The following is a 23,222-nucleotide window of genomic DNA, read 5'->3' on the forward strand; positions in this document are numbered from 1 at the left end:
TCAAGCAGCGGTGCGGGCATCGTTTGTAATGGTGTCAGGATTGGTTAAAGCCAATCTTCGAGGATGGCATATTATGCGCTTTTAGGAGGCGCACGGGCAGAGCCAAAATGTCTCTGCAAAACTGCGAGGCGCTGGAAATTCAGCGCCGCTTTGGCTGCTGCCGACTTTGGAAGAGCAAAAGCCACTGCCGCAACGGGCAGCGCTGCTCCGGTGCCATCAAGATAAACAGCTTTGATCTTGGCTGCGATCGCTTCGATCAGGATCGCCCGCATGTGCTGCGGCGAGGGGGTGGATTGCTGGCGAACAGGGGTTGTCGGAGTGCCTTCGACCTGTCTTGCGACGATGCCGCCAGAGTGACCACGGGCAACATCTTCGTCCGGCGTTGAAAAATCCACGGCAAACAGAAAAGCCGTAAACGACAGAACGCACGTAACGAACAGCATGAAACCATGCCGCTTGTGCTGTTCCGTGTTTTTCATGCCCTTCATCAAATCGCCAAGACTTTCTTTAGAGTCGATCCGTGGAGTTGAGCCAGCTTTTCACACTCATTGCGAATCCTCATTAATCATTTGTGTTCGCACGAACAAGGAAATACTGGCATCAAGGCTCGTCTTATACGTTATGGGTCCGCTTCCTGCGCACCGTGAAATCTTGTAGACGGCCTACGCCTTGCATCCGTTTTAGGGCGCTTTATGTTGAAACCATGTCTTGTTTAACGGCAGAATTGAATTGGCATATTCATCGACGTTTCGTGTTCTTGCATTTTCTCTTCTGATCGGCGCTCTGTCGCCGGGTGGCATTGCGCCTGCCTTTGCGCAGGATAACAAGCCCTCGACTCCGCCGGCGGCACAAACTGCGCCCGCTGCCGCTCCGCAAAACGACTCAGCCCAGCAAGCGCCCGCTGCTACCGATCAGCAACAGGCACCAGCGCCTGTTTCCAGCGTGGTTCAGCAACAAAAGCCTGTCATCAACGATCTGAAGCAACAGACGAAACGGATCAGTGATCAGCTTCCCAAGGCCACTTCGAACGATGAAACGCTGGCCAATCTCAAGCTCCAGCTGGACTCTCTTTCAAAGAAGCTTCTGGATGCTGGCGTTTCATTCCGTCCGCGTCTGACCGAAATAAATACGCGGCTGGAACAGCTTGGCCCCGCACCCTCTGGCGATCAGCCGCCAGAACCGGCAATCGTCAGTGAAGAACGCGCGCGACTGACCGCCGAAAAGGCCGAGATCAATGCCATTGTCGGCGAGACGGAAGACACATCGCTTTCCGTCAATCAGATGTCCGCAAAGATCGGCGACATGCGCCGAGACCTTTTTGCACGCACACTTTCACAACGCGTGAATCTCGATACGACGCTGGGTACAGAGGTTGCTTCGGCTGCCAGTAACCAGATGGTTTCACTCTGGCGCATCGTTCAGTCGTGGTGGCGTTTTGTAAGTACGTTCAAGCTCAAGTCATTTCTCGCTGCCGCGTTTTTTGCGTTTGCGGCGGCGCTGGTCATCCAGCTGGGTGCAAGACGCGTCCTCGGAACGCTCTATCAACGCGATCCAACGATCGAATCGCCCTCCTATCTAAGTCGCCTCTCAGTGGCTTTCTGGTCTACGGTTATACCGTCCGCTGCTGTGGGCGTATTCTTGGCGACGACTTACTTTTTAATGAACTATTTTAATGTCTTGAGAACAGATATTGCCGCTCTGATTCAGTCGCTTTTTCTCGTTCTTGGGCTCGTTTTCTTCATTCATAGACTGGCGTCTGCCTGTATCAGCTCGGATATGCCGCAGTGGCGACTGGTTCCGGTCGCACCACGTCCAGGACGCGTGTTGGGGTTGCTGATAACTGCCACGGCGCTGACAAGCGGGCTCGATTCTTTCTTCGGAAAGGTCAACCAGATTTTGTCATCGCCTCTGTCGCTGACGATGGCGAAAAGCCTGCTTGCTACGGTGATGGTTGGCGTTCTCATCCTGGCGATTGCGTTTCTGAAACCGGTTGAGCGCGAAAAGGATGGCGCTGTCCGCTCATGGCCGCGCGCATTCAGAACATTCCTGATCATATTGGGGCTTTTACCCATTCTGACCGCGCTGTTTGGCTATATCGGCATGGCGCGCTTCATATCGCAGCAGATCGTGGTGACGGGCGCATTTCTGGTTACGATGTATATGGGCTTCCTGACTGGGCGTGCAATTTCCGAAGAGCAGGCTTTCGCATCCAGCCAGATTGGCAAGGCAATGCGGGAGCGGTTTCATTTCGATGACGCAACCCTTGATCAGCTTGGCCTTGTGGCGGGCATATTGATCAATCTCGTCGTTGCCTTGATCGGCATTCCGCTCGTTTTGATGCAGCTCGGCTTCCAGTGGGCCGAACTTAAAAGCACCTTCTATCAGTTGATGACCGGTTTCCAGATCGGCAATATTTCGATCTCGCTCATGGGACTATTGACCGGCGTGCTGCTGTTCGTGATCGGCTATCTTCTGACGCGCTGGTTCCAGAACTGGCTCGACAACAGTGTTATGGCGCGCGGGCGGGTGGATTCTGGCGTACGCAATTCAATCCGCACAGTCATAGGCTATGTTGGCCTTTGTCTTGCCGCTCTGGTCGGTGTATCGGCAGCCGGGTTCAATATGTCGAACCTGGCTCTTATCGCTGGTGGTTTGTCTCTCGGTATCGGTTTTGGTCTCCAGAATATCGTCCAGAATTTTGTTTCTGGTCTCATTCTGCTCGCCGAACGTCCGTTCAAGGTCGGCGACTGGGTAGAAGCCGGCACGGTCAGCGGTATCGTCAAGAAGATCAGCGTGCGCGCAACGGAAGTGGAAACTTTCCAGAAGCAATCGATCATCGTGCCGAATTCGACGCTTATCAACGGTAACGTCGGCAACTGGACCCATCGCAACAAGCTCGGGCGCATCGATATCAATGTGCAGGCCTCTTATACGGAGGAGCCGCGCCGGGTCCACGCTTTGCTTCTCGAAATTGTTCGTGGCCATCCGTCGATCTTGAAGAATCCTGAGCCGTTCGTTTCGTTTCAGAACATGAACGATTCACTGATGATTTTTGATATCTACGCCTATGTGGCCGATATTACAGCGACGGGTGGTATCAAGAACGAGTTGCGATTCCAGATTGTAGAGCGCTTCCATGAGGAAGGATTACACCTGTCGTCTACTAGGACTGATCTCGTTCTCAGTGTGCCTGAAATCGAAAAACTCTCCGATTTGATGCAGAAGGAGAAAGAGCCTTCATCATCAGCCAAGAAGAAAAAGGCCCTGACAGAGAAGCCGGAAGTCGACGAGGATGCCGACGACCGGGCTTGATGAACGTTTCGTTCAGTTGCAGTTCAGTTTTGTCCGCTTATAAAGGGGATGACAGAGGGCAATAGGGCTCTTGCGACATTGGACATATCGCGGCGGGAGCGATGGAAAGGTCGGGACGGTATGAACAGAAATCAGGCCAACAGCTTGGGGAAGCTTGTTCTTGGTGCAGCAATCGGTTTTGCAGTTTCAACTGGCAGCGCTTATGCCGCGCAGATTTCCAATAATGATAGCGGCCCTCAGACGATTGTCGTTACGGAAGGCGCTTCTAAGCGCGAAATGATTGTCGCGCCCGGTGAAACTGTTGAATTTTGCGCCTCGGGCTGCTTCGTAACGTTTCCGAACGGGGACCGCGAAGCGTTGACCGGCGATGAAACGATCACGATCAGTGGTGGCAAAGCCACGTTGAAATAGTTTTCCCATTGCGGAATGTGAAAAGCCGAGGTGTTGCCTCGGCTTTTTTGTATGGAAAGTGTCCCGGTCAGCTGCGAGGCTTGAGGTTTTCCGGGTCGTAGAGAGGCTTGTAACCTATCGAAAGCACTTCAACCGGATAAGTCTCACCGAAATATTCCACATTCAGCTTGCGACCTTCCTGACAATAGGCCCATGGCAGGTACGCGAGCGCGATGTTCTTGCCAATCGTCGGGCCATAGGCGACTGAGGTCGTGAAAGACCGGCGGCCAAGTTCGTCGATGAGTGTATCTCCGGTACTCGGATCCTGTACCGGCATAATGCCGACAGGATACCTGGCCACACCTTTCGAATCGACATTGTCGGTTATGGCTAGCGTGCAGAGTATGGCAGGCTGATGCTCGCGGGCGCGATATTCCACATGCTTTGCCTTGCCGCGGAAATCCGCCTCCTTGACCTTCGGGCGAGCAAGATCGGCTTCGAGAAGGTTATACTCGGTCAGCAGATCGGCATTCTGCAGGCGTAAGCTCTTTTCCATGCGACGCGTGTTGGCATAGGTCTCGACGCCTACCGCAATTACGCCGGTGGAGCGAAGCGCATCCCAGACGGCAAGGCCGTCTTCGTAACGCATATGCAATTCCCAACCCTGTTCACCGACATAGGAAATGCGGAACGCGGTAACATCCTTGCCCGCAATCCGGATTGGCTTGATGGCAGCGAAGGGGAAGTTTTCCGCATCAAGACCTTCAGGGCTCTCAACGACCTTCTTCAGATTCTCGCGCGCATTCGGACCCCAGATGCCGATGGTGACGTATTTTTCCGTCACATCGGTGATCGTAACGTCAAAGCCCTTATCTTCGGCCACGCGACGCATATAGTGGAAGTCGCGAGGTCCGGCATCGGCACCATTGATCATACGGATGCGGTCTGCCATGCGGATTACCGTGAAGTCGGCCCGCACCATGCCTTCGTCGTCGAGGAAGTGGGTATAGATGCCCTTGCCGATATTGGCATCGCCGCCGATTTTAGCTGCACAGAGCCACTCCATCAGCTCGACATGGTCGGGGCCTTCAATGTCGTACATGGCGAAGTGCGAGAGATTGATGATGCCGCAATTCTCGGTCAGTTCGAGGTGTTCGGCATTGGAGACGCGCCAGAAGTGGCGGTTATCCCATTCGTTTTCGCGCACTGGTACGCGATCACCATACTTTTCGAGAAGGTGTTCATTGGCGGCATAGCCGTGCGCGCGCTCCCAGCCGCCAAGCTCCATGAAATGGCCACCGAGTTCGACTTCGCGTTCATAGAATGGTGAGCGGCGGATATTGCGGCCCTTGGAGAAGGGTTCACGCGGATGAACCGCCGGATTGTACACCTTCATCGCCGTTTCCGTGCAGCGATCCCAGATGAACTGCTCGGTCATCTGATGCGGGTAGAAACGGGAATAGTCGACGGCGTGATGATCAATGGACGTGCGACCGTCGGTCATCCAGTCGGCAATGAGCTTGCCCATGCCGGGACCGTCCTTGACCCAGATGGCGACTGCATACCATAGGCCGCGCACCTTCTGGCTTTCGCCCATGGATGGGCCGCCATCAGTCGTGACCTGCAGGAAACCGTTGAAGGAGTGGCTTTCATTATAGCCAAGCTCGCCCAGAATGGGCGTCAGCTCGATGGCGCGCTCAAGCGGTTCGAGAATCTGGTCCATCTCAAGATCGCGCTGTGATGGCGAGAGACGTGCTTCATGCTTTTCCAGAAGGTCACGCGGATGGCACAAGCGCGGGTTCTTTTCCTCGTAATAGCCCCATTCGATCTGGCCGCCTTCGGCAGTTTTCGGATCGCCGGTGTCGCGCATATAGGCGGAGTTACCCTGATCGCGCATGAGTGGCCAGCCGATTTCCTTGCCGGTGCCTTCAAACTCGTTATAGGGACCGAAGAATGTTAGCGGATGGTCAATTGGCATGACTGGCAGGTCTTCACCAACCATTTCGGCAATCAGACGTCCCCAAAGGCCAGCGCAGATGATGACATAGTCAGCTTCGATGGTGCCGCGATGCGTGACGACACCCTTGATGCGCCCGTTTTCGACGATTAGCGACTGGGCCGGGGTGTTGGCGAAGCTTTGTAGCTTGCCTGCAGCTTCAGCCTGATCAATCAGCTTGCCAGCGACGGTCTGCGAGCGCGGGATGACCAGACCGGCATCGGGGTCCCACAGGCCGCCTTGAACCAGGCTTTCCTCGATGAGCGGGAATTTTTCCTTGATCTCTGACGGTTCCATCAGGCGAGCACGAGTGCCGAAAGCTTTACCCGATGCGACCTTGCGCTTGATTTCGTCCATGCGGGCATCGTCACCGACGCGCGCTACCTCGATGCCACCGACGCGGGCGTAATGCCCCATCTTTTCATAGAAATCGATGGAGTAGAGCGTTGTCCAGCACGACAGGAAGTCATGGCTGGTCGCATAGCAGAAGTCGGACGCATGGGCAGTAGAGCCGATGTCGGTCGGGATACCCGATTTGTCGATGCCGACGATATCGTCCCAGCCGCGCTCGATCAGATGGTGTGCCACCGAGGCGCCGACGATACCGCCAAGCCCGACGATCACAACTTTTGCCTTCTTAGGAAACTCTGCCATTTTATGCGTCCCTAGAGCATTTCCAGCAAAAGTGCGTAGCGGTTTTGCGTCGGATAATGCGTGAAAAAGATGGATAGAGCGGTTCCAACGACTCCGTATTACCTGAAACCGCTCTCGTTGGTATTTGACAAAACCATAGTCGTTGGCTGGGCGCGACATTTGCCTTTATACGACATATTCGCAGCGTCAGACGACTGCATCGCAGCTTCTGGAAATCCCGGAAGGTTGAGCATCGGCTGTCCTGTTCGCGACATATCCAACAATCCTGTATCCACAGATGGTTCGATCTGTAGAACTGATTCCGGAAAAGCCTGTATGGTTTTGATTTTATTTTGAAAGCTGACAGGAGTGGAGCTGCTCCATTCAAGATGCAGCTCTATCTTTCTTTAGTGTCGTGCTTAAGCGGCGATGAGCATTTTGCGCTCTGCCCGTTCCTGTTGTGGCGAGCGTCCGTATAATTCCCGATAGCATTTGGAAAAATGCGACGCCGAAACAAAGCCACAGGCGACTGCGACTTCGACCACAGGCATGGACGATTGCAACAACAGATGCCGCGCGCGATCGAGGCGAATTTCCAGATAATAGCGCGCCGGAGACCGGCCCATCTCCTGTCGGAAAAGACGCTCCACCTGACGCCGCGAAAGACCAATCGTGTGGGCCACATTGATCAGTGCCTGCGGCTCTGAAAGATTGGCTTCCATCATCTCGATGATGGTGAGCACCTTGGAGTTCTGAATGCCGAGACGGGCCCGCAGCGGCAGGCGCTGGCGATCCTGCGGGCTGCGGACACGGTCGGTCAGTGCCTGTTCACAGATCTTGTTGACCAGATTGGCGTCGAAATCATCTCCAATCAGCTTCAGCATCATATCGAGAGAGGCGGTTCCGCCCGCGCAGGTGTAAAGGTTACCATCGACCTCGAACAGATCGGCATAGACCTCGGCCTTGGGAAAGGCTTCCGAGAAACCGGGGAGATTTTCCCAGTGAATGGCACAGCGTTTGCCAGATAGAAGCCCGGCCGCGGCCAGTATATGGGCGCCGGTACAAAGTCCACCGACTGCCACGCCGCGATTATATTCCTCACGCAGCCACGCAAAGACCGACTTGTTTCTGAATTCTTCCACGTAGACGCCGGAGCAGACGAATACCATCGAGGGGCGTTGCTCGCGCTGCAGGAAACGTCGCTCGTCTTCCAGCGATGCATTGACGGCGCATTCCACACCGTTGGATGCGGTCACCGGTTTTCCATCAACCGATGTCAGTCGCCATCTATAGGCATCATAACCCAGCATCCGATTTGCAATGCGCAATGGCTCAATGGCCGTTGCGAATGCAATCATCGAAAAGTTTGGAACCAGGAAAAAGACAATAGACCGCTTAACCGATGAAGCTTGGATCATGCCCGATCGTTCCCATTCTCGAAAGGCTCTGGCTGCGGTTCCCGACGCAGTTGAAGCCTTGTGTCTCCGTCACGACTCCGGGTCTTTTGGGCCCGGTTTTCTCCGGTCGCTTTCAGACCGGCAACCTTGCTGCGTTGGCCCGGTTTCACAGGGGGAGGGCGATGGCGCAAACAAGATAGTGTTCTATTGAGACACAGAACGGGTAGGTTGCAAAGTGCGGCTAAATGCCTGCCGCGAAAAGGTATTTTAATGTCGGGAAATTGAGGGCGGATCGCATGATCGCCCTCAATTGGCTTTACTGCCCACGCTTGAACTCTGCTGTGTTTTTGGCGATGCCCGGCAGACGATCATCCACGTTTGGCCAGCCGATATCGTGCAATATGTGTTCAGGTAGCGATTCCAGCACACGACGGCTGCGCTTCACCCGACGTTCGTACGACCAGGCTTCGATCCGTTTTTGCACTTCGGAGTAAAATGCCAGAAACCATAACTGTGCGTTCGCAACGGATGACGTTGATGTAAAGCGCACGACTGATGCCCGGCCGTTGGGAGCGGATTGGCATTGAACGGTCATTTTCTCTCTCCTCATTCAGGAAGTTCGGTTGATACGCTCGCTGCAGCTCTGCTTGTTCGTGTCCTCAATGTGCATTCTGCTTGACGTTCAATCAAACGAAATATAGAAAGGCTTAAGATCAGAAAATTTGAACAAAGAGCGGAAAAAACGGAGTCCGTCATGACAGCGCCCGTTCAACATCCCCTTCCGATGCTCGATATCGATGTGCTGCGCACATTTGTGGCAATTGCCGATACGGGAAGTTTCTCCTCTGCTGCGAACGCGGTGTTCCGCACGCCCTCTGCCGTTTCGATGCAGATCAAGAAGTTAGAGGAACAGATTGGTGTTGCAGTTTTCGATCGGGACGCACGCTCGGTTACGCTGACCAGCGATGGCGAGATTCTGCTCGGATATGCGCGTCGTCTTCTGGCTCTCAATCGAGAGGCAGTCTCGAAATTTGTTGCGCCCACAGTGACTGGAGTGGTTCGGCTAGGGTCGCCGGATGATATCGGCGAATGCGTATTGCCGCTCGTCTTGAAGCGTTTTGCCGAAAGCCATCCGGGCGTAACAGTGGATGTCGTGATCGACCAGAGTAGCAATCTGCGCAAGCGGCTCGATGAGCGGCGACTCGATGTTACGCTGATCAACATGTCCCATACGATACTAAACAAAGGCGATGTGGAAGTTCTGCTGGATGAGGAACTCGTCTGGGCGGGTGCCAAGTGTGGTACGGCTTATCGTCGGGAGCCTCTGCCTCTTTCGATTTGGGAAGAAGGATGTGCCTGGCGCGGCAATGCGCTTGAAGCGCTTGAGACTAGCGGCCGTCCTTACCGCATTGCCTATATGAGCTCGCATTCGACAGGACAGCGGGCTGCGATCATGGCTGATCTTGCCATTGCGCCATTTGGTAAAACGCTATTGAGCGATGGAATTGTCGCTCTGGGGCCGGAACATGGTTTGCCCGCTCTGGGACGTTATCAGCTGGGTATAATTGTGAAGCCGGAAGCCGGGCCGCACATTCAGGTCGTTGCTGACCATCTGCGGAATGTTTTCGAAGGTTATCGCCGTTCCGGCCGGTTTGAGACTTTTCGTTCCAGCTGATGACAGATCACAGTTTATTGGGACGGGAACTAATGCATTCTCTTGCCAGCGAAAAACGCTGCGCTAGATTTCTTTTGTGACAGCCGAGTGAATCGGCTTCACCGCCAGATGCCGGGCAGGGGCTTCGTATGTGGCGGGAGGCATAACTGGTTTGAATAGACTTGGAACTCTATGCACCTACCCCTGAAAGGGGAGGATTGCACATCCCATTGGAGAGACTGTCATGAAGCTGACCCGACTTGTCCCAGTTGCTATCGTTCTCTGCGCATTCACGCTTGCGTCCTGTGCAAATACTGTTCGCGGCGTTGGCCGCGACGTAAAAGGCACCGCTCATGCGGTTCAGGAAACAGTAGAATAAGAGAATAAATGGCCCGGGTTTCCCGGGCCTTTCCTTTATGGAACCAGAAAATAGCTGACGGTTATGTGCTTGTCTGGTCGGGTTTTATATTCAATTTCGGTGGTAGTGATACCGTCATGAGGTATTGTGATGTTCGCATTTTGCAACAAAGCAGCAATGCGTTCATTGGGTTCAGCGCCACCGAACCACATAACGAGTACGGGTGATGTCAGGTAAGCTCTGGCATCGGGCGTTTCGGGATGAACCACGCGCAACGACGAATCAAATAGTCTGAAATTGCCCGGTATCTGTGCATTGTCCGTCAGGATCGTCTTGAACGGTCCTTTCGCCTGCACTTCCTCGTAGAAATGACGATAATCGAGCTGGCCGTAAGGCGGAGAGCTGGAGCCATAGGTCAGGTAATAGCTCAACACTGGCGGGACGATAAGCGCTACGACAGCGCTCACGACAGCGAAGTCGATCAAGGCCCTGTTTCCGGTCCTGTAACGAGCAAAAAGGCTTGCCATCAGTGCCGGAGTGAGGAACAGAACGGGCTGCAGCCAGCGATCTTTCACGTTGTTTGCGCCGGTGGCGATAACGCCAACGAGAACAATAACCAGTCCGACTAGGATCAGGAGCCGCAGGAATTTCTCGCCGGTGGTGAGCGGAACGGAGGGGGCGGTTTTCTTCTGCCAGTGAATGAGTGCGATGATACCCGCGATTGCCAGGGCAAGGATCGAGAACAGAAAGGCTGCTTCTATCAGGCTCTCGACGCCCATCAGCCGGTCGAAGAAGACATTGCCGGAAGCGCCGATTTCAAACTTACTCGCGCGCGCCATGACGCTGGATTTGTGTGCGAACATCCAGAGCGCAGTTGGTCCGAAGCAGATGGCGAATGCCAGAATCGTAACGAAACTCAGCTTGGAGAGCAGTATCCGGCGGTATTCGGGAATGAGAAGTCCTGTCATGATCAGCATGATCAGGAAGAATGAGGCATTGAATTTGCCGAGGATAGCCGCAGCCATCGCGATGCCTAATGCGGCGGCAGAGACGACACTGCGCCTGCGCATATGCCAGGCAAAGGCCAGGAAGGCCCAGCCACAACCGGCGGTGCCTGCAACTGAATGGGTCAGGGCGCGTTGTGATTCCCAGCCGATTTGCGGGATGAGAAACAGACCAAGCATACCGGCTGACGCGACAATGCGCGAAAAACCGAGCAGTCTCATAGCGCCGTAAACGCTTAGGAACAGGCTTGCAAGAATGCTGAATTTCACGATCTGGAGTGTGAACATCGATGTGCCCAGCACCGATGCAACCAGATTGGTAATCCAGGTATAGAGAGGGGGTTGTGATCCGCCATACCCCCAGTCCAGGTAGCCGATATTGGCCAGCTGCTCGGCGTCATCAAGGCCTGCGCCGTTGGAAACAACGGTGACAAGAATGGTTTGGAACGCGAAATAGCACAGCACGAAAATTACAGCCAAAGGCAGGCCGAAAAGTTTCTTATCGGCAGTGGAAACAGCGGTGGCTGGTCGTTGTGCAGTCAAATTCATTGCCCTGAATAAAAATCACCTGTGTAGCAGGCTTCATTGGAAGCGCTCTGCATTTCACAGGATTATGTCCGGATTTCAATCGAACAGCTCTAAATGCTTTGTAACAAAGGCGTGTAATTGTGCATTCCCTGATGATCAAGGGCAACGGGCCAGTTTCAGGCAACTATTTGTAGGTTCAAATGGCAAAAACCGCGCTGCCAGAGGTGCACGGTTTTGCCAATTACGCATGGCATCTCCGCCGAACAATACACTGGCGGGATATACTGAGCTCCGGTACGCAGTACCAGATCCGGAGCGTTGAGCCGGGTGAACCCGTCTCGTGCTCCTTTCTAGCCCAACATCGTTACCGTACGGTTATCAGAGACTTAAGCAAATCTAAACAATGCGATTTTTTTGCGTGGGCAATTGTTTAATCTGCTCCAGATTTGGAGCGCAGGTAATTGATGATGCCTGAGAAGTCTTCGGCGCCATGGCCTTCACCATCAAAAAGACTGTAAAGTTCCTGTGCATGTGCGCCGAGCGGTGTTTCAGCGCCAGCGCTTTGCGCGGCTTCCTGCGAGAGCTTGAGGTCTTTCAGCATCAAAGCTGCCGCAAAACCGGGTTTATAGTCGCGGTTTGCAGGTGATGTTGGAACCGGTCCCGGAACCGGACAGTAGGTTGTCAGTGACCAGCATTGCCCCGATGATGTTGACGCCACATCGAAGAGCGCTTGGTGGGACAGGCCCAGTTTCTCAGCCAGAACAAAGGCCTCGCTGACACCGATCATCGATATGCCGAGGATCATGTTGTTGCAGATTTTCGCCGCTTGTCCTGCGCCGTCACCGCCGCAATGCACGATCTTTCCAGCCATTGGCTGCAGGATCGGCTCCCCGCGTGTGAATGCGTCGTCGCTACCGCCAGCCATGAAAGTCAATGTCCCTGCGGAAGCGCCACCGGTGCCGCCGGAAACAGGCGCATCAATGGAAAGATGTCCGTGGCTTGCGGCCAGCTCATGTGCCTTGCGTGCTGAATCTACATCGATTGTCGAGCAGTCGATGAAAAGTGAGTCTTTTCGAGCATTTGGTGCAATGTCCTCATAGACGGAGAGAACGTGCTTTCCGGCGGGCAGCATGGTGATCACCACGTCAACGTCGGCAACCGCATCCTGCGCGCTCGAGGCTATCGAGAGACCATTGGCCTTTGCCTCATCGAGATGTTGCGGCAGGAGGTCGAAGCCGCGAACGGTGTGACCGGCTTTCACGAGGTTGGCGGCCATCGGGCCACCCATATTGCCAAGGCCGATAAATGCTATTGTGGCCATAAAAAATTCCTCCCTTGGCGGTTACTAATTCAGAACTAGCGTCCGATCATCTGGCGTGCGATGATCACACGCATGATCTCGTTCGTACCTTCGAGGATCTGGTGTACGCGCAGATCGCGGACAAGCTTTTCGATCCCGTATTCATGCAGATAGCCGTAGCCGCCGAAGAGCTGCAGCGCTTCGTTCGCCACATTGAAACCCGTGTCAGTGACAAAGCGCTTGGCCATTGCCGACCATTTGCCCGCATCGTGGGTTTTTCGATCAAGCTTGCTGGCAGCGGAGTAAAGAAGAAGGCGTGACGCGGAGAGTTCCGTCTCCATGTCCGCCAGGCGGAATTGCAGCGCTTGAAAACGGTCAATTGTCTGACCGAAGGCTTTGCGCTGGCTGCAATATTCCAGTGACTTGTCGAGCGCCGATTGCGCGCCGCCGAGCGAACAGGCAGCAATATTGAGCCGACCGCCGTCAAGCCCGGCCATCGCTATGCGAAACCCTGTTCCTTCTTCACCGAGAAGGTTTTCAGCCGGGACGCGACAATTGTCGAAAATGACGGTTCTTGTCGGTTGTGCGTTCCAGCCCATCTTGAATTCATTTGCACCAAACGAAAGGCCGGGTGCATCTTTTGGCACAACGATGGTGGAAATCCCCTTGGGGCCGTCCTCGCCGGTACGCACCATCGTCACATAGACATCCGTGGCGCCTGCACCGGAAATGAACTGCTTGGAACCGTTGAGGATATAATGATCGCCATCGCGTGTAGCGCGTGTTCTGAGCGCCGCCGCATCCGAACCCGATCCGGGCTCGGTCAGGCAGTAGCTGGCAAGCCATTCCATTGACGTGAGCTTTGGCAGAAAGCGCAGGCGCTGTTCGTCATTGCCGAAAGTGTCGATCATCCATGCGGCCATGTTGTGGATGGAGACGAAAGCCGAGAATGAAGGGCATGCAGTTGCCAGTGCCTCAAAAATGAGAACTGCGTCGAGCCGCTTCAGCTCCGAGCCGCCCACATCTTCACGCACATAAATGCCGCCCATGCCGAGCGGTCCAGTCTCTTGCAATACGTCGACGGGGAAATGCTTGTCGCGGTCCCATTGCAATGCATGCGGGGCAACGCGATCACTGGCGAAGGCTCGCGCCATGTCCTGAATGGCAAGCTGATCTTCGTTCAGTTCGTACTGGTTCTGGTCGGCAGCATCCATGGTTTCCTCCCTGTAGCACCGCACCTTTTCACCGGACTAGATCATAACCGTGTGAGACTGCCAACGCTCCATTGGAATAATGTTGCTCACATTTGTAATAAACTGATGCGCATTTTTGCATAGACGCTCGCCGATTGAGGTCCCGTTGCCAGAAAGTTCAGTTTAAGCTACGCAGCAGTCCATGGCACGCGCAATCATGTTTCAGGGAACGGGTTCGGACGTCGGCAAAAGTGTTCTTGTTGCCGGACTATGCCGGGTTGCGCGCAATCGCGGCCTGAATGTTCGACCGTTTAAGCCGCAAAACATGTCCAACAATGCGGCAGTCAGCGACGATGGTGGCGAAATTGGTCGGGCGCAGTGGTTGCAGGCGCTGGCTTGCGGTGTGCCGTCGTCTGTCCATATGAATCCGGTACTCCTCAAACCGCAGACTGACATGGGTAGTCAGGTTATCGTCCAGGGACAAGTGCGAGGCGAGGCGCGCGGGCGCTATTATCAGGAATTGAAACCGCAGCTCATGGCGGCTGTCATGGAATCCTTCGCCAGGGTCAGCGAAGGCGCGGACCTTGTGCTGGTGGAAGGGGCGGGGTCACCAGCTGAAATCAATCTGCGGGCCGGTGATATCGCCAATATGGGGTTTGCCACACAGGCCGATGTCCCGGTTGTTCTGGTCGGTGACATAGACAGAGGTGGCGTGATTGCGTCTCTCGTCGGCACGCACACAATTCTGTCCGAACAGGACCGCGCCATGGTTCGCGGATTTCTGATCAACAAGTTCCGGGGCGATATTTCGCTTTTTGATGACGGGCTGGCTGCCATTACCCGGTTTACCGGCTGGCGTTCTTTCGGCGTTGTCCCGTGGCTGAAAGCGGTATCGAGACTGCCAGCCGAAGATTCTGTCGTTCTTGAACGTGCCGTTCGCGGAGACAAGAAGTCGCTCGTGGTTGCTGTGCCGATGTTGCCGCGCATTGCCAACTTCGATGATCTTGATCCGCTAAAGGCTGAACCGGATGTAGAAGTGGTCATGGTGCCGCCTGGTTCGAGCATTCCCGGCGATGCGGGCCTTGTCGTTCTGCCGGGGACAAAGTCCACGATAGCCGATATGCAGGCGGTTCGGGACAATGGCTGGGATCGCCAATTATCTGCCCACGTGAAACGAGGCGGTCATGTGCTTGGTATCTGCGGCGGGTTCCAGATGCTTGGTCACCACATCAGCGACCCTGCTGGTATCGAGGGGCATGTACGCGACATTGATGGTCTTGGGCTGCTCGATATCGAAACGGTGATGGAACCTGAAAAAGTGGTCCGCAACGTGCAGGCGACCGCGCTTCTCCATAATGTGCCGCTGGAGGGCTATGAAATCCATATCGGCCGCACGACTGGACCGGATATGGGGTGGCCTTTCGCTCGAATTGGCGAGCATGACGACGGAGCCATATCACCAGATGGGCGCATCATGGGGACCTATCTCCACGGTGTTTTCAATGCGGATGAATTTCGCCGGAGATTTCTGCAGAATCTTGGTGTGCAGAGCAGTTCAGTGAACTATCGCGCCGGCGTTGAAGCTGCATTGGATGAACTGGCCGAAGGGCTGGAAGCATGTCTCGATATCGATGCACTGTTTAATTTGAAATGAGGTCGTCAATCATCGGTCGCGATTGACGACGATGGGGCGAAAGCCTAGTGTCGAAACCATGCAACAGGTTTTTGCCGGGACGAATCCCGGCAATACCAAAAAGGGAATGCGACGGACGGACCCAATCCGGGCGTCTTTATCGCAGCCGACCCCGCGACTGTAGAGCGGAGAGGGATGAGGCAAACCGGGCAACCGGTAACCACTGGAGGCTGCAAAGCTTCTGGGAAGGTAGCTTCAATCCCCGCGACCCGTGAGCCAGGAGACCTGCCTGTTGCGTGAGGGCATTGAGCCCGAACCCCATGGGAGGTTTTTCCCTGCTGCCTGCACGGAGGTTGTCATGGCTGCACGTACTCAAAATTCTGTTTCCAGCACACTCGCAATGCCGCTCGCTGCCCGTCTGGGCACGGCTGTGGTTTCACTGCTTCTCGGCGCGTTCCTGATCTACGGCGTAGGGCTTGCCCATTCTGATACGTTGCACGATTCAGCGCACGATACGCGCCATTCCTATGGTTTTCCCTGCCACTGAGCAGTTTAACATCTTTCGGAATTGAAGCTGAGCAAAGCTCGATGGTGGACGGCCATCGGCGCGAAATTGCTATTGAGGGACAGAAATGTTGATCCGTTATTTGTTGGCGACGCTTGCTGCCGGGCTTTTGGCCGGGCTGCTGGTTACTCCCGCCATGTATTTGAAGACAGTGCCTTTGATCCTGCAGGCCGAAACCTATGAAGATGCTGGCGGTGGCCATAGTCACGGCGAGGCGGAAGCCACACCGCATGATCATGGTGCCGCTGCCGAAAGTGCCGAGGAAGAAGGGGCTGAATTACCATTTGGGCGGTTGGGCAATACGATCCTTGCCAATCTCGTAGCAGGTGCAGGTTTCGCCTTGCTGCTTGGTGGCGTGGCTTTGCTTCTCGGACGCCGCATTACGGTGCAGAATGGGATTTATTGGGGCGTTGCCGGTTTCTTCGCGGCCGCGTTTCTGCCTGCATTGGGTTTATCGCCGGAATTACCGGCAATGCCTGCGGCTGATCTGGCTGAACGTCAGCTCTGGTGGCTCGCTACCGTGGTGCTGAGCGGTTTAGGCCTCTATCTCATCGTGTTGCGCCAGGAAATCTGGGCAAAGACCCTCGGTCTGGTGCTGATCGTGGCGCCGCATCTTTATGGTGCTCCGCATCCCGAAGACATCTCGTCACCGATTCCATCACTGCTTGCTTCGCAATATGCGGTCGCATCGCTGGCGACGAACCTGTTCATGTGGGCCGTGATCGGCCTCGCACTTGGCTGGTTCATCCAGCACTACGCATCGTCCGAGATTGAGGGCTGATGAAAATGGCTTCGCCGGGAAAATCGGTTCTGGTTCTTGGCGGAGCCCGTTCGGGTAAGTCGTCCTATGCCGAGAAAATGGTTGAATCCTCGGGACTTCAGCCACTCTATCTGGCAACAGGACGTGCCTTCGACAAGGAAATGGAAAACCGCATTGCCATTCATCGCGACCGACGTGGTTCCGAATGGCAGACGGTGGAGGAGCCACTCGATCTGGTCGGTGCACTGACATTGAATGCTGCTGCGGATCGGTTCGTGCTGGTCGATTGTTTGACCCTGTGGCTGACCAATCTGATGATGGCCGAGCGCGATATAGCGACAGAGACGGCAAGTCTTGTCGCCATGCTGCCGGATCTTGCCGGGCCTGTGGTTTTTGTTTCGAACGAAGTTGGACTAGGGATCGTGCCCGAAAATCGCATGGCACGGGAATTTCGCGATCATGCAGGCTTTCTGCATCAGGCAGTGGCCGCGATTGCGGATGAAGTTTATTTCATGGCGGCAGGGTTGCCGCTCAGGATGAAGGGATAAATCGATGCAGGGACAGAAAATTCCCGCAACAGTCATCACGGGTTTTCTCGGATCGGGCAAAACGACGATGATCCGCAACCTGTTGGAAAACGCCAATGGAAAACGCATTGCGTTGATCATCAATGAGTTCGGCGACCTCGGTGTCGATGGCGGTATTCTGAAAGGTTGCGGTATCGAGACTTGCCGCGAAGAAGATGTGATCGAACTCAACAATGGTTGCATCTGCTGCACCGTTGCCGATGACTTCATCCCGACCATGACCAAGCTTCTGGACCGCGCTGATCGCCCCGATCATATCGTGATCGAGACGTCCGGTCTGGCATTGCCGCAGCCGTTGGTCGCGGCTTTCAACTGGCCAGAAATCAAGACGCAGGTAACAGTCGACGGTGTAGTAACCGTGATCGACGCCGCAGCGGTGGCCGAGGGGCGTTTTGCCGATGACCACGACAAGGTGGATGCGCAGCGCGCAGCGGACGAATCTCTTGACCATGAAAGCCCCTTGGAGGAACTTTTTGAGGATCAGATTCATGCAGCCGATCTGATTGTTCTCAACAAAGCTGACCTGATCGACGCCTCAAGGCTGGATAGTGTGAAAGCCGATGTGGCCGAGCGTTCGCCCCGCCGCGTGAATATGGTTCCTGCGAGCTTTGGCAAGCTTGGGGCTGATGTTCTGCTCGGCCTCGGCGTTGGCACGGAAGACGACATCGCCAACCGCAAATCCCACCATGAAATCCATCATGCAGATGGACATGAGCACGATCATGACGAGTTCGAGAGCTTCGTAGTCGAAGTGGGCTCTGTGGGCGATCCCAAGCTGTTCACGGAAAAGCTGAAAGCGGTCATTGCGGAACACGATATTCTTCGTTTGAAGGGCTTTGTCGATGTGCCGGGCAAGCCGATGCGACTGGTCGTGCAGGCGGTTGGTCCGCGTATTGAGCATTATTTCGACCGTCCATGGGGCAAGGATGAAGCGCGCTCCACGCGACTGGTCGTGATCGGGTTGCATGATATCGATGAAGCAGCCATCGCCAAGGCCGTGAAAGACGCTGTCTGACCGATGCATCTTCTTCTTGCCCAGAAAGGAACAATCAGCGACGGCAATGAAGCCGTCGATCTCGGCCAGACGCCGGGAGAGATATTGTTCCTTTCCGCTGCCGATACCGAACTGGCCAGTTTGGCGCAGGCACACAGACTTGCGCCGGATTTGCCAAGCTTGCGGCTGGCCAATTTCCTGAGTCTCACCCATCCCATGTCGGTGGACGCTTATGTGGAGCGTACTGCCAGATATGCGAGCCTCATCGTGGTGCGCATCATTGGCGGCGAGACATACTGGCCTTACGGGTTGGAAGCGCTGCATGCTTGTGCACTCAATCACGGTATCAAGATTGCCGTATTGCCGGGAGACGACAAGCCGGATCATGGGCTGGACCGGTTTTCAACGATCTCTGCGCACGAGCGAAATGAACTCTGGCAGTATCTGATCGAGGGCGGGGCTGTGAATGCCGGTGCATTCCTTCACTACTGCGCTGCGCTGATAGCGGGTTCCGAGAAGCCGGAAAGTGCTGCACCTCTGCTCAAGGCTGGTCTGTGGTGGCCGGGAGAGCATGTCTCCTCGCTGGATAGTATTCGCACGCACTGGAGCGATGCAAAAGCACCTGTCGCTGGCATTATTTTTTATCGGGCGCTGGTGCAAAGCGGACAGACGCAGCCGGTCGATGCGCTGATTGCTGCTTTGCAGGCAAAAGGTCTCAATCCGCTTCCGATATTCGTTTCGAGCCTCAAGGATCGATTGTCTGCGGCAGTCGTCGACGGTCTGTTCGAGGATTGTCCGCCGGATATCGTTTTGAATGCCACGGGGTTTGCAATTTCTTCGCCGGGGGCGGAGCGCAAGCCGACTGTCCTCGATAAGCGCGGCAATGTGGTGTTGCAGGTGATTTTTTCCGGCACGCCGAAGGCGGTTTGGGAAAGCTCGCAGCAAGGTCTGCTTGCGCGTGATCTGGCGATGAATGTCGCCTTGCCGGAAGTGGACGGGCGTGTGCTTTCGCGTGCCGTTTCCTTCAAGTCTGCAAAGCAGTTTGATGCGGCAGTGGAAGCGAATATCGTGACACACGAGCCGCATGAAAACCGCGTGGGCTTTGTGGCGCAACTTGCTGAAAACTGGGTTCGGTTGAAGCGAAAATCACCTGATGAAAGACGTGTTGCGCTTATCCTCGCGAATTATCCGAACCGTGACGGACGGCTTGGAAACGGGGTAGGTCTCGACACGCCTGCCGGGACGGTTGAAGTACTGCGCGCCATGGCGAAGAATGGCTATTCCGTCGCTGACCTTCCCGTAGACGGTGATGCATTGATGCGTGCCTTGACGACAGGACCGACCAATGCTGCGCATGACGGGCGTGAAATCCGTGACACGATTTCACTGAATCAATACAAGGCTTTCTTCAAAAAACTTCCCATTGCGATTCAGAAAGAAATCGAAGAGCGTTGGGGTGCGCCGGAAAACGATCCTTATTTTGCGCAGGAGCTTGCCGCTTTCGCATTGCCGTTGATGCGGCTGGGTGAAACCTTCGTGGGCATTCAGCCGGCACGCGGTTACAACATCGACCCGAAAGAGACATATCATTCACCTGATCTGGTGCCACCGCACGGCTATATTGCCTTCTACGCTTTTCTGCGTGAGGTCGCAGGCATCGATGCCATTGTGCACATGGGGAAGCACGGAAATCTGGAATGGCTGCCGGGGAAGGCTTTGGCGTTATCGGAAAATTGCTATCCCGAAGCTGTGTTCGGCCCCACGCCGCACATCTATCCTTTCATTGTGAATGATCCGGGCGAAGGCACGCAGGCCAAGCGTCGCGCCAGCGCGGTTATTATCGACCACCTGACGCCGCCGCTGACGCGCGCTGAAAGTTATGGGCCGTTGAAAGACCTTGAAGCGCTGGTGGACGAATATTACGAGGCCTCCGGCGTCGATCCGCGCCGCCTGCTCAGACTGAAAGGACAGATACTCGATCTCGTGCGCGACATCGGGCTTGATCGCGATGCGGGCATTCACGACCATGACGATGAGGACATGGCGCTGCAAAAGCTCGACGCCTATCTCTGTGATCTCAAGGAAATGCAGATACGTGACGGTCTGCATATTTTCGGGCTGGCGCCTGAAGGCAGGCTGCTGACGGATCTTCTGGTTGCGCTGGCACGTGTGCCACGCGGTGTTCCTGTTTCGCTCGGTGGTGCGCCGGGAGATCAAAGTCTCCAGCGTGCAATCGCTGCGGATTGCGGGCTTGGCGAAACATTCGATCCGCTGGACTGCAATATGGCAGAGGCGTGGACAGGTGCCAAACCGGAACTCCTGCTGGCTGCGAGCCCTGCAACATGGCGCATTGCGGGTGATACGGTGGAGCGTATCGAACTGCTGGTAGCCAGCTTTGTTGCAGGCGCGATAGAGTGCCCCGCAGACTGGCCGCAGACGCAGGCGGTTCTCCAATCCATTGAGGCGCATCTGCGCCCCATGGTGGTTTCCTGCGGGCCTTCGGAAATAGATGGATTTCTTGCCGCACTTGGCGGGCGGTTTGTGCCGCCGGGACCATCCGGCGCACCGACACGCGGCCGTCCCGATGTGCTGCCAACCGGTCGTAATTTCTTCTCTACTGATAGTCGCGCCGTTCCCACTCCGGCAGCATGGGAACTTGGACGCAAATCGGCGGAACTCCTGATCACCCGTTACACGCAAGATCATGGTGAATGGCCGACATCGTTCGGCCTGACCGCGTGGGGCACATCGAATATGCGCACCGGCGGTGATGATATTGCGCAGGCTTTGGCGCTGATCGGCGTCAAGCCGCTCTGGGATATGGCGTCACGCCGGGTGACTGGATACGAAATTATTCCGATTGCAAAGCTTGGTCGTCCACGTGTCGATGTGACATTGCGCATTTCCGGCTTCTTCCGCGACGCGTTTCCAGAACAGATTGCATTGTTCGACAAGGCCGTGCGTGCAGTAGGCGCTCTTGATGAGGATGCCGTGGACAATCCAATCGCAGCGCGTATGCGAATTGAACAGGTGCGTCTTGTTGCAGAAGGGTCAGACGAAAAGACTGCGGAGCGGCGTGCGGGCTATCGTGTCTTCGGGTCCAAACCCGGCGCTTATGGAGCAGGCCTGCAGGCCTTGATCGACGAGAACGGCTGGGCGGGACGCAACGATCTGGCGGAAGCCTGGCTTGTCTGGGGCGGTTACGCCTATGGCGCAGGCGAGGAAGGGCAGGCTGAGCGCGGCCTTCTCGAAGAACAGCTGCGTTCGGTTCAGGCTGTTGTGCAAAATCAGGACAATCGTGAGCACGACCTTCTCGATAGCGACGATTACTACCAGTTCGAAGGTGGGATGGCTGCGACCGTTGAAAGCTTGAGTGGCGCAATGCCTGCGGTTTATCACAACGACCATTCCCGCCCGGAAAAGCCGGTCATTCGTGCGCTGGAAGAAGAACTTTCGCGCGTCGTACGTGGTCGCGCGGCCAACCCCAAATGGATCGCAGGCGTCATGCGCCACGGCTATAAGGGCGCGGCAGAGATTGCGGCAACTGTCGACTATCTGTTCGCCTTCGCGGCGACCACCGGCAAGGTTGGGAACCATCATTTCGAGGCGGTCTATCAGGCTTATATCGCCGACAAGTCGGTGCATGATTTCATGGCCGAGAAAAACCCGGCAGCACTTGCCGAGACGGCAGCGAAACTCAACGATGCTATCTTGCGCGGCTTCTGGACACCTCGCTCCAACTCTGCGCGGTTCGAGCTGGAAACATTGAGTTCAAATCTTCAAAAATTGAATCCGGAAAGGGCGGTAAATGGCTGAGAAATCGGAAAAACTTCTTTCGATGACGGAAGAGGAACTGAATGCACGCCATGCGGACAAGATGCGCAAGAAGAAAGCTGCCCGCGACAAGATTCAAGCGACAAAGACTGAAGAAAAAGGGCTGGTGATCGTCCATACCGGTAAAGGCAAGGGCAAGTCGACGGCCGGTTTTGGGATGGTTTTCCGTGCGCTGGGTCACGGAATGAAAATCGGCGTCGTGCAGTTCGTCAAAGGCTCGTGGGACACGGGTGAGCGCTGGGTGCTCGAAAAGTTCCCCGAACAGGTGACTATTTCAGCACTAGGCGAAGGCTTTACCTGGGAGACTCAGGACCGGACGCGAGACATCGCCATGGCGCGTGGGGCATGGGAACAAGCCAAAGCCATGATATTGGATGAAAGCTACGATATGGTGCTCTGTGATGAGCTGAATATCGTGCTTCGCTACGATTATCTGCCGGTTGAGGAAGTGATCGAGGTTCTCGAAGCCAAGCCGGAGATGAAGCATGTCATCATTACCGGTCGCAATGCCAAGGACGAGCTGATTGAAGCGGCCGACCTCGTGACGGAGATGGAAATGATAAAGCATCCGTTCCGCTCTGGTGTGAAGGCACAGAAGGGTATTGAGTTTTGATGATTGCTAGCTGGCAATTCTGGGCACTGATGTCGGCGGTGTTTGCCGCATTGACCGCCATCTTCGCTAAGGTCGGTATTCAGGGCATCAATTCTGATTTCGCCACGCTCGTGCGCACGCTGGTCATCATTGGCGCGTTGTGCCTGTTCCTGACCGTTACCGGCCAATGGCAGAAACCCGGCGAGATTTCCGGAAAGTCGTGGCTGTTTCTGGTGCTGTCAGGTCTGGCGACCGGTGCTTCGTGGCTTGCCTATTTCCGGGCCTTGCAGATCGGGGATGCATCGCGCGTCGCGCCGATTGATAAATTGTCGGTTGTGCTGGTGGCACTGTTCGGTGCGGCATTCCTTGGCGAGCGCATGTCCACCCTCAACTGGTTTGGCATTCTGCTTATCGGCTGCGGCGTGGTGCTGGTCGCGCTTCGGATTTAGAGCGTATCCCGAAAAGTGTGAAACGGTTTTCGGAAAAGATGCG

Annotated in this window: 19 protein-coding genes and 1 riboswitch; of the genes, 12 read left to right on the forward strand and 7 right to left on the reverse strand. The window is 55.3% G+C overall.

Annotated elements, in window-relative coordinates:
• Positions 1-71: 71 nt before the first annotated feature.
• Positions 72-488: a hypothetical protein gene (locus OANT_RS09680; protein ID WP_012091843.1), complete on the reverse strand. Its 417-nt coding sequence runs from the start codon at positions 486-488 to the stop codon at positions 72-74.
• Positions 489-729: 241 nt separating this feature from the next.
• On the opposite strand from OANT_RS09680, the gene OANT_RS09685 reads away from it, so the two are divergent.
• Positions 730-3,312: a mechanosensitive ion channel family protein gene (locus tag OANT_RS09685; protein WP_086000477.1), complete on the forward strand. Its 2,583-nt coding sequence runs from the start codon at positions 730-732 to the stop codon at positions 3,310-3,312.
• Between the two features lie 120 nt (positions 3,313-3,432).
• Positions 3,433-3,723 carry a hypothetical protein gene (locus OANT_RS09690; RefSeq protein ID WP_012091845.1) on the forward strand — a complete coding sequence of 97 codons (291 nt, stop codon included), beginning with the start codon at positions 3,433-3,435 and terminating at the stop codon, positions 3,721-3,723.
• Positions 3,724-3,790: 67 nt separating this feature from the next.
• Here OANT_RS09690 and OANT_RS09695 read toward each other — a convergent pair whose 3' ends face one another.
• From OANT_RS09695 to OANT_RS09705, 3 genes are all read right to left on the reverse strand, one after another.
• Positions 3,791-6,352: a GcvT family protein gene (locus OANT_RS09695; RefSeq protein WP_012091846.1), complete on the reverse strand. Its 2,562-nt coding sequence runs from the start codon at positions 6,350-6,352 to the stop codon at positions 3,791-3,793.
• Between the two features lie 398 nt (positions 6,353-6,750).
• Positions 6,751-7,749: a GlxA family transcriptional regulator gene (locus OANT_RS09700; protein WP_012091847.1), complete on the reverse strand. Its 999-nt coding sequence runs from the start codon at positions 7,747-7,749 to the stop codon at positions 6,751-6,753.
• 295 nt (positions 7,750-8,044) lie between these two features.
• Positions 8,045-8,323 carry a DUF1127 domain-containing protein gene (locus OANT_RS09705; protein ID WP_012091848.1) on the reverse strand — a complete coding sequence of 93 codons (279 nt, stop codon included), beginning with the start codon at positions 8,321-8,323 and terminating at the stop codon, positions 8,045-8,047.
• 159 nt (positions 8,324-8,482) lie between these two features.
• Between OANT_RS09705 and OANT_RS09710 the strand changes: the two genes are divergently transcribed.
• Both OANT_RS09710 and OANT_RS09715 read left to right on the forward strand, forming a co-directional pair.
• Positions 8,483-9,403: a LysR family transcriptional regulator gene (locus OANT_RS09710; RefSeq protein WP_012091849.1), complete on the forward strand. Its 921-nt coding sequence runs from the start codon at positions 8,483-8,485 to the stop codon at positions 9,401-9,403.
• Positions 9,404-9,626: 223 nt separating this feature from the next.
• Positions 9,627-9,761, forward strand: a complete 135-nt coding sequence (locus tag OANT_RS09715; protein ID WP_012091850.1) for an entericidin A/B family lipoprotein — start codon at positions 9,627-9,629, stop codon at positions 9,759-9,761.
• A 35-nt stretch (positions 9,762-9,796) separates the two neighbouring features.
• Here OANT_RS09715 and OANT_RS09720 read toward each other — a convergent pair whose 3' ends face one another.
• From OANT_RS09720 to OANT_RS09730, 3 genes are all read right to left on the reverse strand, one after another.
• On the reverse strand, positions 9,797-11,293 hold the full coding sequence (locus tag OANT_RS09720; RefSeq protein ID WP_012091851.1) for an ArnT family glycosyltransferase: 1,497 nt from the start codon (positions 11,291-11,293) through the stop codon (positions 9,797-9,799).
• A 409-nt stretch (positions 11,294-11,702) separates the two neighbouring features.
• Positions 11,703-12,593: a 3-hydroxyisobutyrate dehydrogenase gene (gene mmsB, locus OANT_RS09725; RefSeq protein ID WP_012091852.1), complete on the reverse strand. Its 891-nt coding sequence runs from the start codon at positions 12,591-12,593 to the stop codon at positions 11,703-11,705.
• A gap of 35 nt (positions 12,594-12,628) precedes the next feature.
• Positions 12,629-13,786 carry an isobutyryl-CoA dehydrogenase gene (locus tag OANT_RS09730; protein ID WP_012091853.1) on the reverse strand — a complete coding sequence of 386 codons (1,158 nt, stop codon included), beginning with the start codon at positions 13,784-13,786 and terminating at the stop codon, positions 12,629-12,631.
• Between the two features lie 181 nt (positions 13,787-13,967).
• Between OANT_RS09730 and OANT_RS09735 the strand changes: the two genes are divergently transcribed.
• The 8 genes from OANT_RS09735 (at position 13,968) to OANT_RS09770 (ending at position 23,179) form a co-directional block, all read left to right on the forward strand.
• Positions 13,968-15,419 (forward strand): cobyric acid synthase, encoded by a 1,452-nt coding sequence (locus OANT_RS09735; protein WP_012091854.1) that lies wholly within the window; start codon positions 13,968-13,970, stop codon positions 15,417-15,419.
• A 48-nt stretch (positions 15,420-15,467) separates the two neighbouring features.
• A riboswitch (cobalamin riboswitch) is annotated at positions 15,468-15,705 on the forward strand.
• 51 nt (positions 15,706-15,756) lie between these two features.
• Positions 15,757-15,945 carry a CbtB domain-containing protein gene (locus OANT_RS09740; RefSeq protein WP_006467114.1) on the forward strand — a complete coding sequence of 63 codons (189 nt, stop codon included), beginning with the start codon at positions 15,757-15,759 and terminating at the stop codon, positions 15,943-15,945.
• Positions 15,946-16,030: 85 nt separating this feature from the next.
• Positions 16,031-16,744, forward strand: a complete 714-nt coding sequence (locus OANT_RS09745) for a CbtA family protein (RefSeq protein ID WP_012091855.1) — start codon at positions 16,031-16,033, stop codon at positions 16,742-16,744.
• A gap of 5 nt (positions 16,745-16,749) precedes the next feature.
• Positions 16,750-17,271 carry a bifunctional adenosylcobinamide kinase/adenosylcobinamide-phosphate guanylyltransferase gene (gene cobU, locus OANT_RS09750; RefSeq protein WP_012091856.1) on the forward strand — a complete coding sequence of 174 codons (522 nt, stop codon included), beginning with the start codon at positions 16,750-16,752 and terminating at the stop codon, positions 17,269-17,271.
• A gap of 4 nt (positions 17,272-17,275) precedes the next feature.
• A complete protein-coding gene (gene cobW, locus OANT_RS09755; protein ID WP_012091857.1) occupies positions 17,276-18,325 on the forward strand; it encodes a cobalamin biosynthesis protein CobW in 1,050 nt (349 codons plus the stop codon).
• 3 nt (positions 18,326-18,328) lie between these two features.
• On the forward strand, positions 18,329-22,120 hold the full coding sequence (gene cobN, locus OANT_RS09760) for a cobaltochelatase subunit CobN (protein WP_012091858.1): 3,792 nt from the start codon (positions 18,329-18,331) through the stop codon (positions 22,118-22,120).
• Positions 22,113-22,751 carry a cob(I)yrinic acid a,c-diamide adenosyltransferase gene (gene cobO / locus OANT_RS09765; protein WP_010659839.1) on the forward strand — a complete coding sequence of 213 codons (639 nt, stop codon included), beginning with the start codon at positions 22,113-22,115 and terminating at the stop codon, positions 22,749-22,751. The genes cobN and cobO overlap by 8 nt, the downstream gene beginning before the upstream one ends.
• Positions 22,751-23,179, forward strand: coding sequence for an EamA family transporter (locus OANT_RS09770; RefSeq protein WP_012091859.1), 429 nt, complete (start codon positions 22,751-22,753; stop codon positions 23,177-23,179). Before cobO ends, OANT_RS09770 begins: the two co-directional genes overlap by 1 nt.
• The last annotated feature ends 43 nt before the right edge of the window (positions 23,180-23,222 follow it).

Source organism: Brucella anthropi ATCC 49188, from assembly GCF_000017405.1.
In the GTDB taxonomy this organism is placed as follows: domain Bacteria; phylum Pseudomonadota; class Alphaproteobacteria; order Rhizobiales; family Rhizobiaceae; genus Brucella; species Brucella anthropi.

What these genes read in the sequence shown, in the direction of transcription:
- OANT_RS09680 (WP_012091843.1), bottom strand. Translation starts at nt 488, where the DNA reads ATGAAGGGCATGAAAAACACGGAACAGCACAAGCGGCATGGTTTCATG.
- OANT_RS09690 (WP_012091845.1), top strand. Translation starts at nt 3,433, where the DNA reads ATGAACAGAAATCAGGCCAACAGCTTGGGGAAGCTTGTTCTTGGTGCA.
- OANT_RS09695 (WP_012091846.1), bottom strand. Translation starts at nt 6,352, where the DNA reads ATGGCAGAGTTTCCTAAGAAGGCAAAAGTTGTGATCGTCGGGCTTGGC.
- OANT_RS09700 (WP_012091847.1), bottom strand. Translation starts at nt 7,749, where the DNA reads ATGATCCAAGCTTCATCGGTTAAGCGGTCTATTGTCTTTTTCCTGGTT.
- OANT_RS09705 (WP_012091848.1), bottom strand. Translation starts at nt 8,323, where the DNA reads ATGACCGTTCAATGCCAATCCGCTCCCAACGGCCGGGCATCAGTCGTG.
- OANT_RS09710 (WP_012091849.1), top strand. Translation starts at nt 8,483, where the DNA reads ATGACAGCGCCCGTTCAACATCCCCTTCCGATGCTCGATATCGATGTG.
- OANT_RS09715 (WP_012091850.1), top strand. Translation starts at nt 9,627, where the DNA reads ATGAAGCTGACCCGACTTGTCCCAGTTGCTATCGTTCTCTGCGCATTC.
- OANT_RS09720 (WP_012091851.1), bottom strand. Translation starts at nt 11,293, where the DNA reads ATGAATTTGACTGCACAACGACCAGCCACCGCTGTTTCCACTGCCGAT.
- mmsB (WP_012091852.1), bottom strand. Translation starts at nt 12,593, where the DNA reads ATGGCCACAATAGCATTTATCGGCCTTGGCAATATGGGTGGCCCGATG.
- OANT_RS09730 (WP_012091853.1), bottom strand. Translation starts at nt 13,786, where the DNA reads ATGGATGCTGCCGACCAGAACCAGTACGAACTGAACGAAGATCAGCTT.
- OANT_RS09735 (WP_012091854.1), top strand. Translation starts at nt 13,968, where the DNA reads ATGGCACGCGCAATCATGTTTCAGGGAACGGGTTCGGACGTCGGCAAA.
- OANT_RS09740 (WP_006467114.1), top strand. Translation starts at nt 15,757, where the DNA reads ATGGCTGCACGTACTCAAAATTCTGTTTCCAGCACACTCGCAATGCCG.
- OANT_RS09745 (WP_012091855.1), top strand. Translation starts at nt 16,031, where the DNA reads ATGTTGATCCGTTATTTGTTGGCGACGCTTGCTGCCGGGCTTTTGGCC.
- cobU (WP_012091856.1), top strand. Translation starts at nt 16,750, where the DNA reads ATGGCTTCGCCGGGAAAATCGGTTCTGGTTCTTGGCGGAGCCCGTTCG.
- cobW (WP_012091857.1), top strand. Translation starts at nt 17,276, where the DNA reads ATGCAGGGACAGAAAATTCCCGCAACAGTCATCACGGGTTTTCTCGGA.
- cobN (WP_012091858.1), top strand. Translation starts at nt 18,329, where the DNA reads ATGCATCTTCTTCTTGCCCAGAAAGGAACAATCAGCGACGGCAATGAA.
- cobO (WP_010659839.1), top strand. Translation starts at nt 22,113, where the DNA reads ATGGCTGAGAAATCGGAAAAACTTCTTTCGATGACGGAAGAGGAACTG.
- OANT_RS09770 (WP_012091859.1), top strand. Translation starts at nt 22,751, where the DNA reads ATGATTGCTAGCTGGCAATTCTGGGCACTGATGTCGGCGGTGTTTGCC.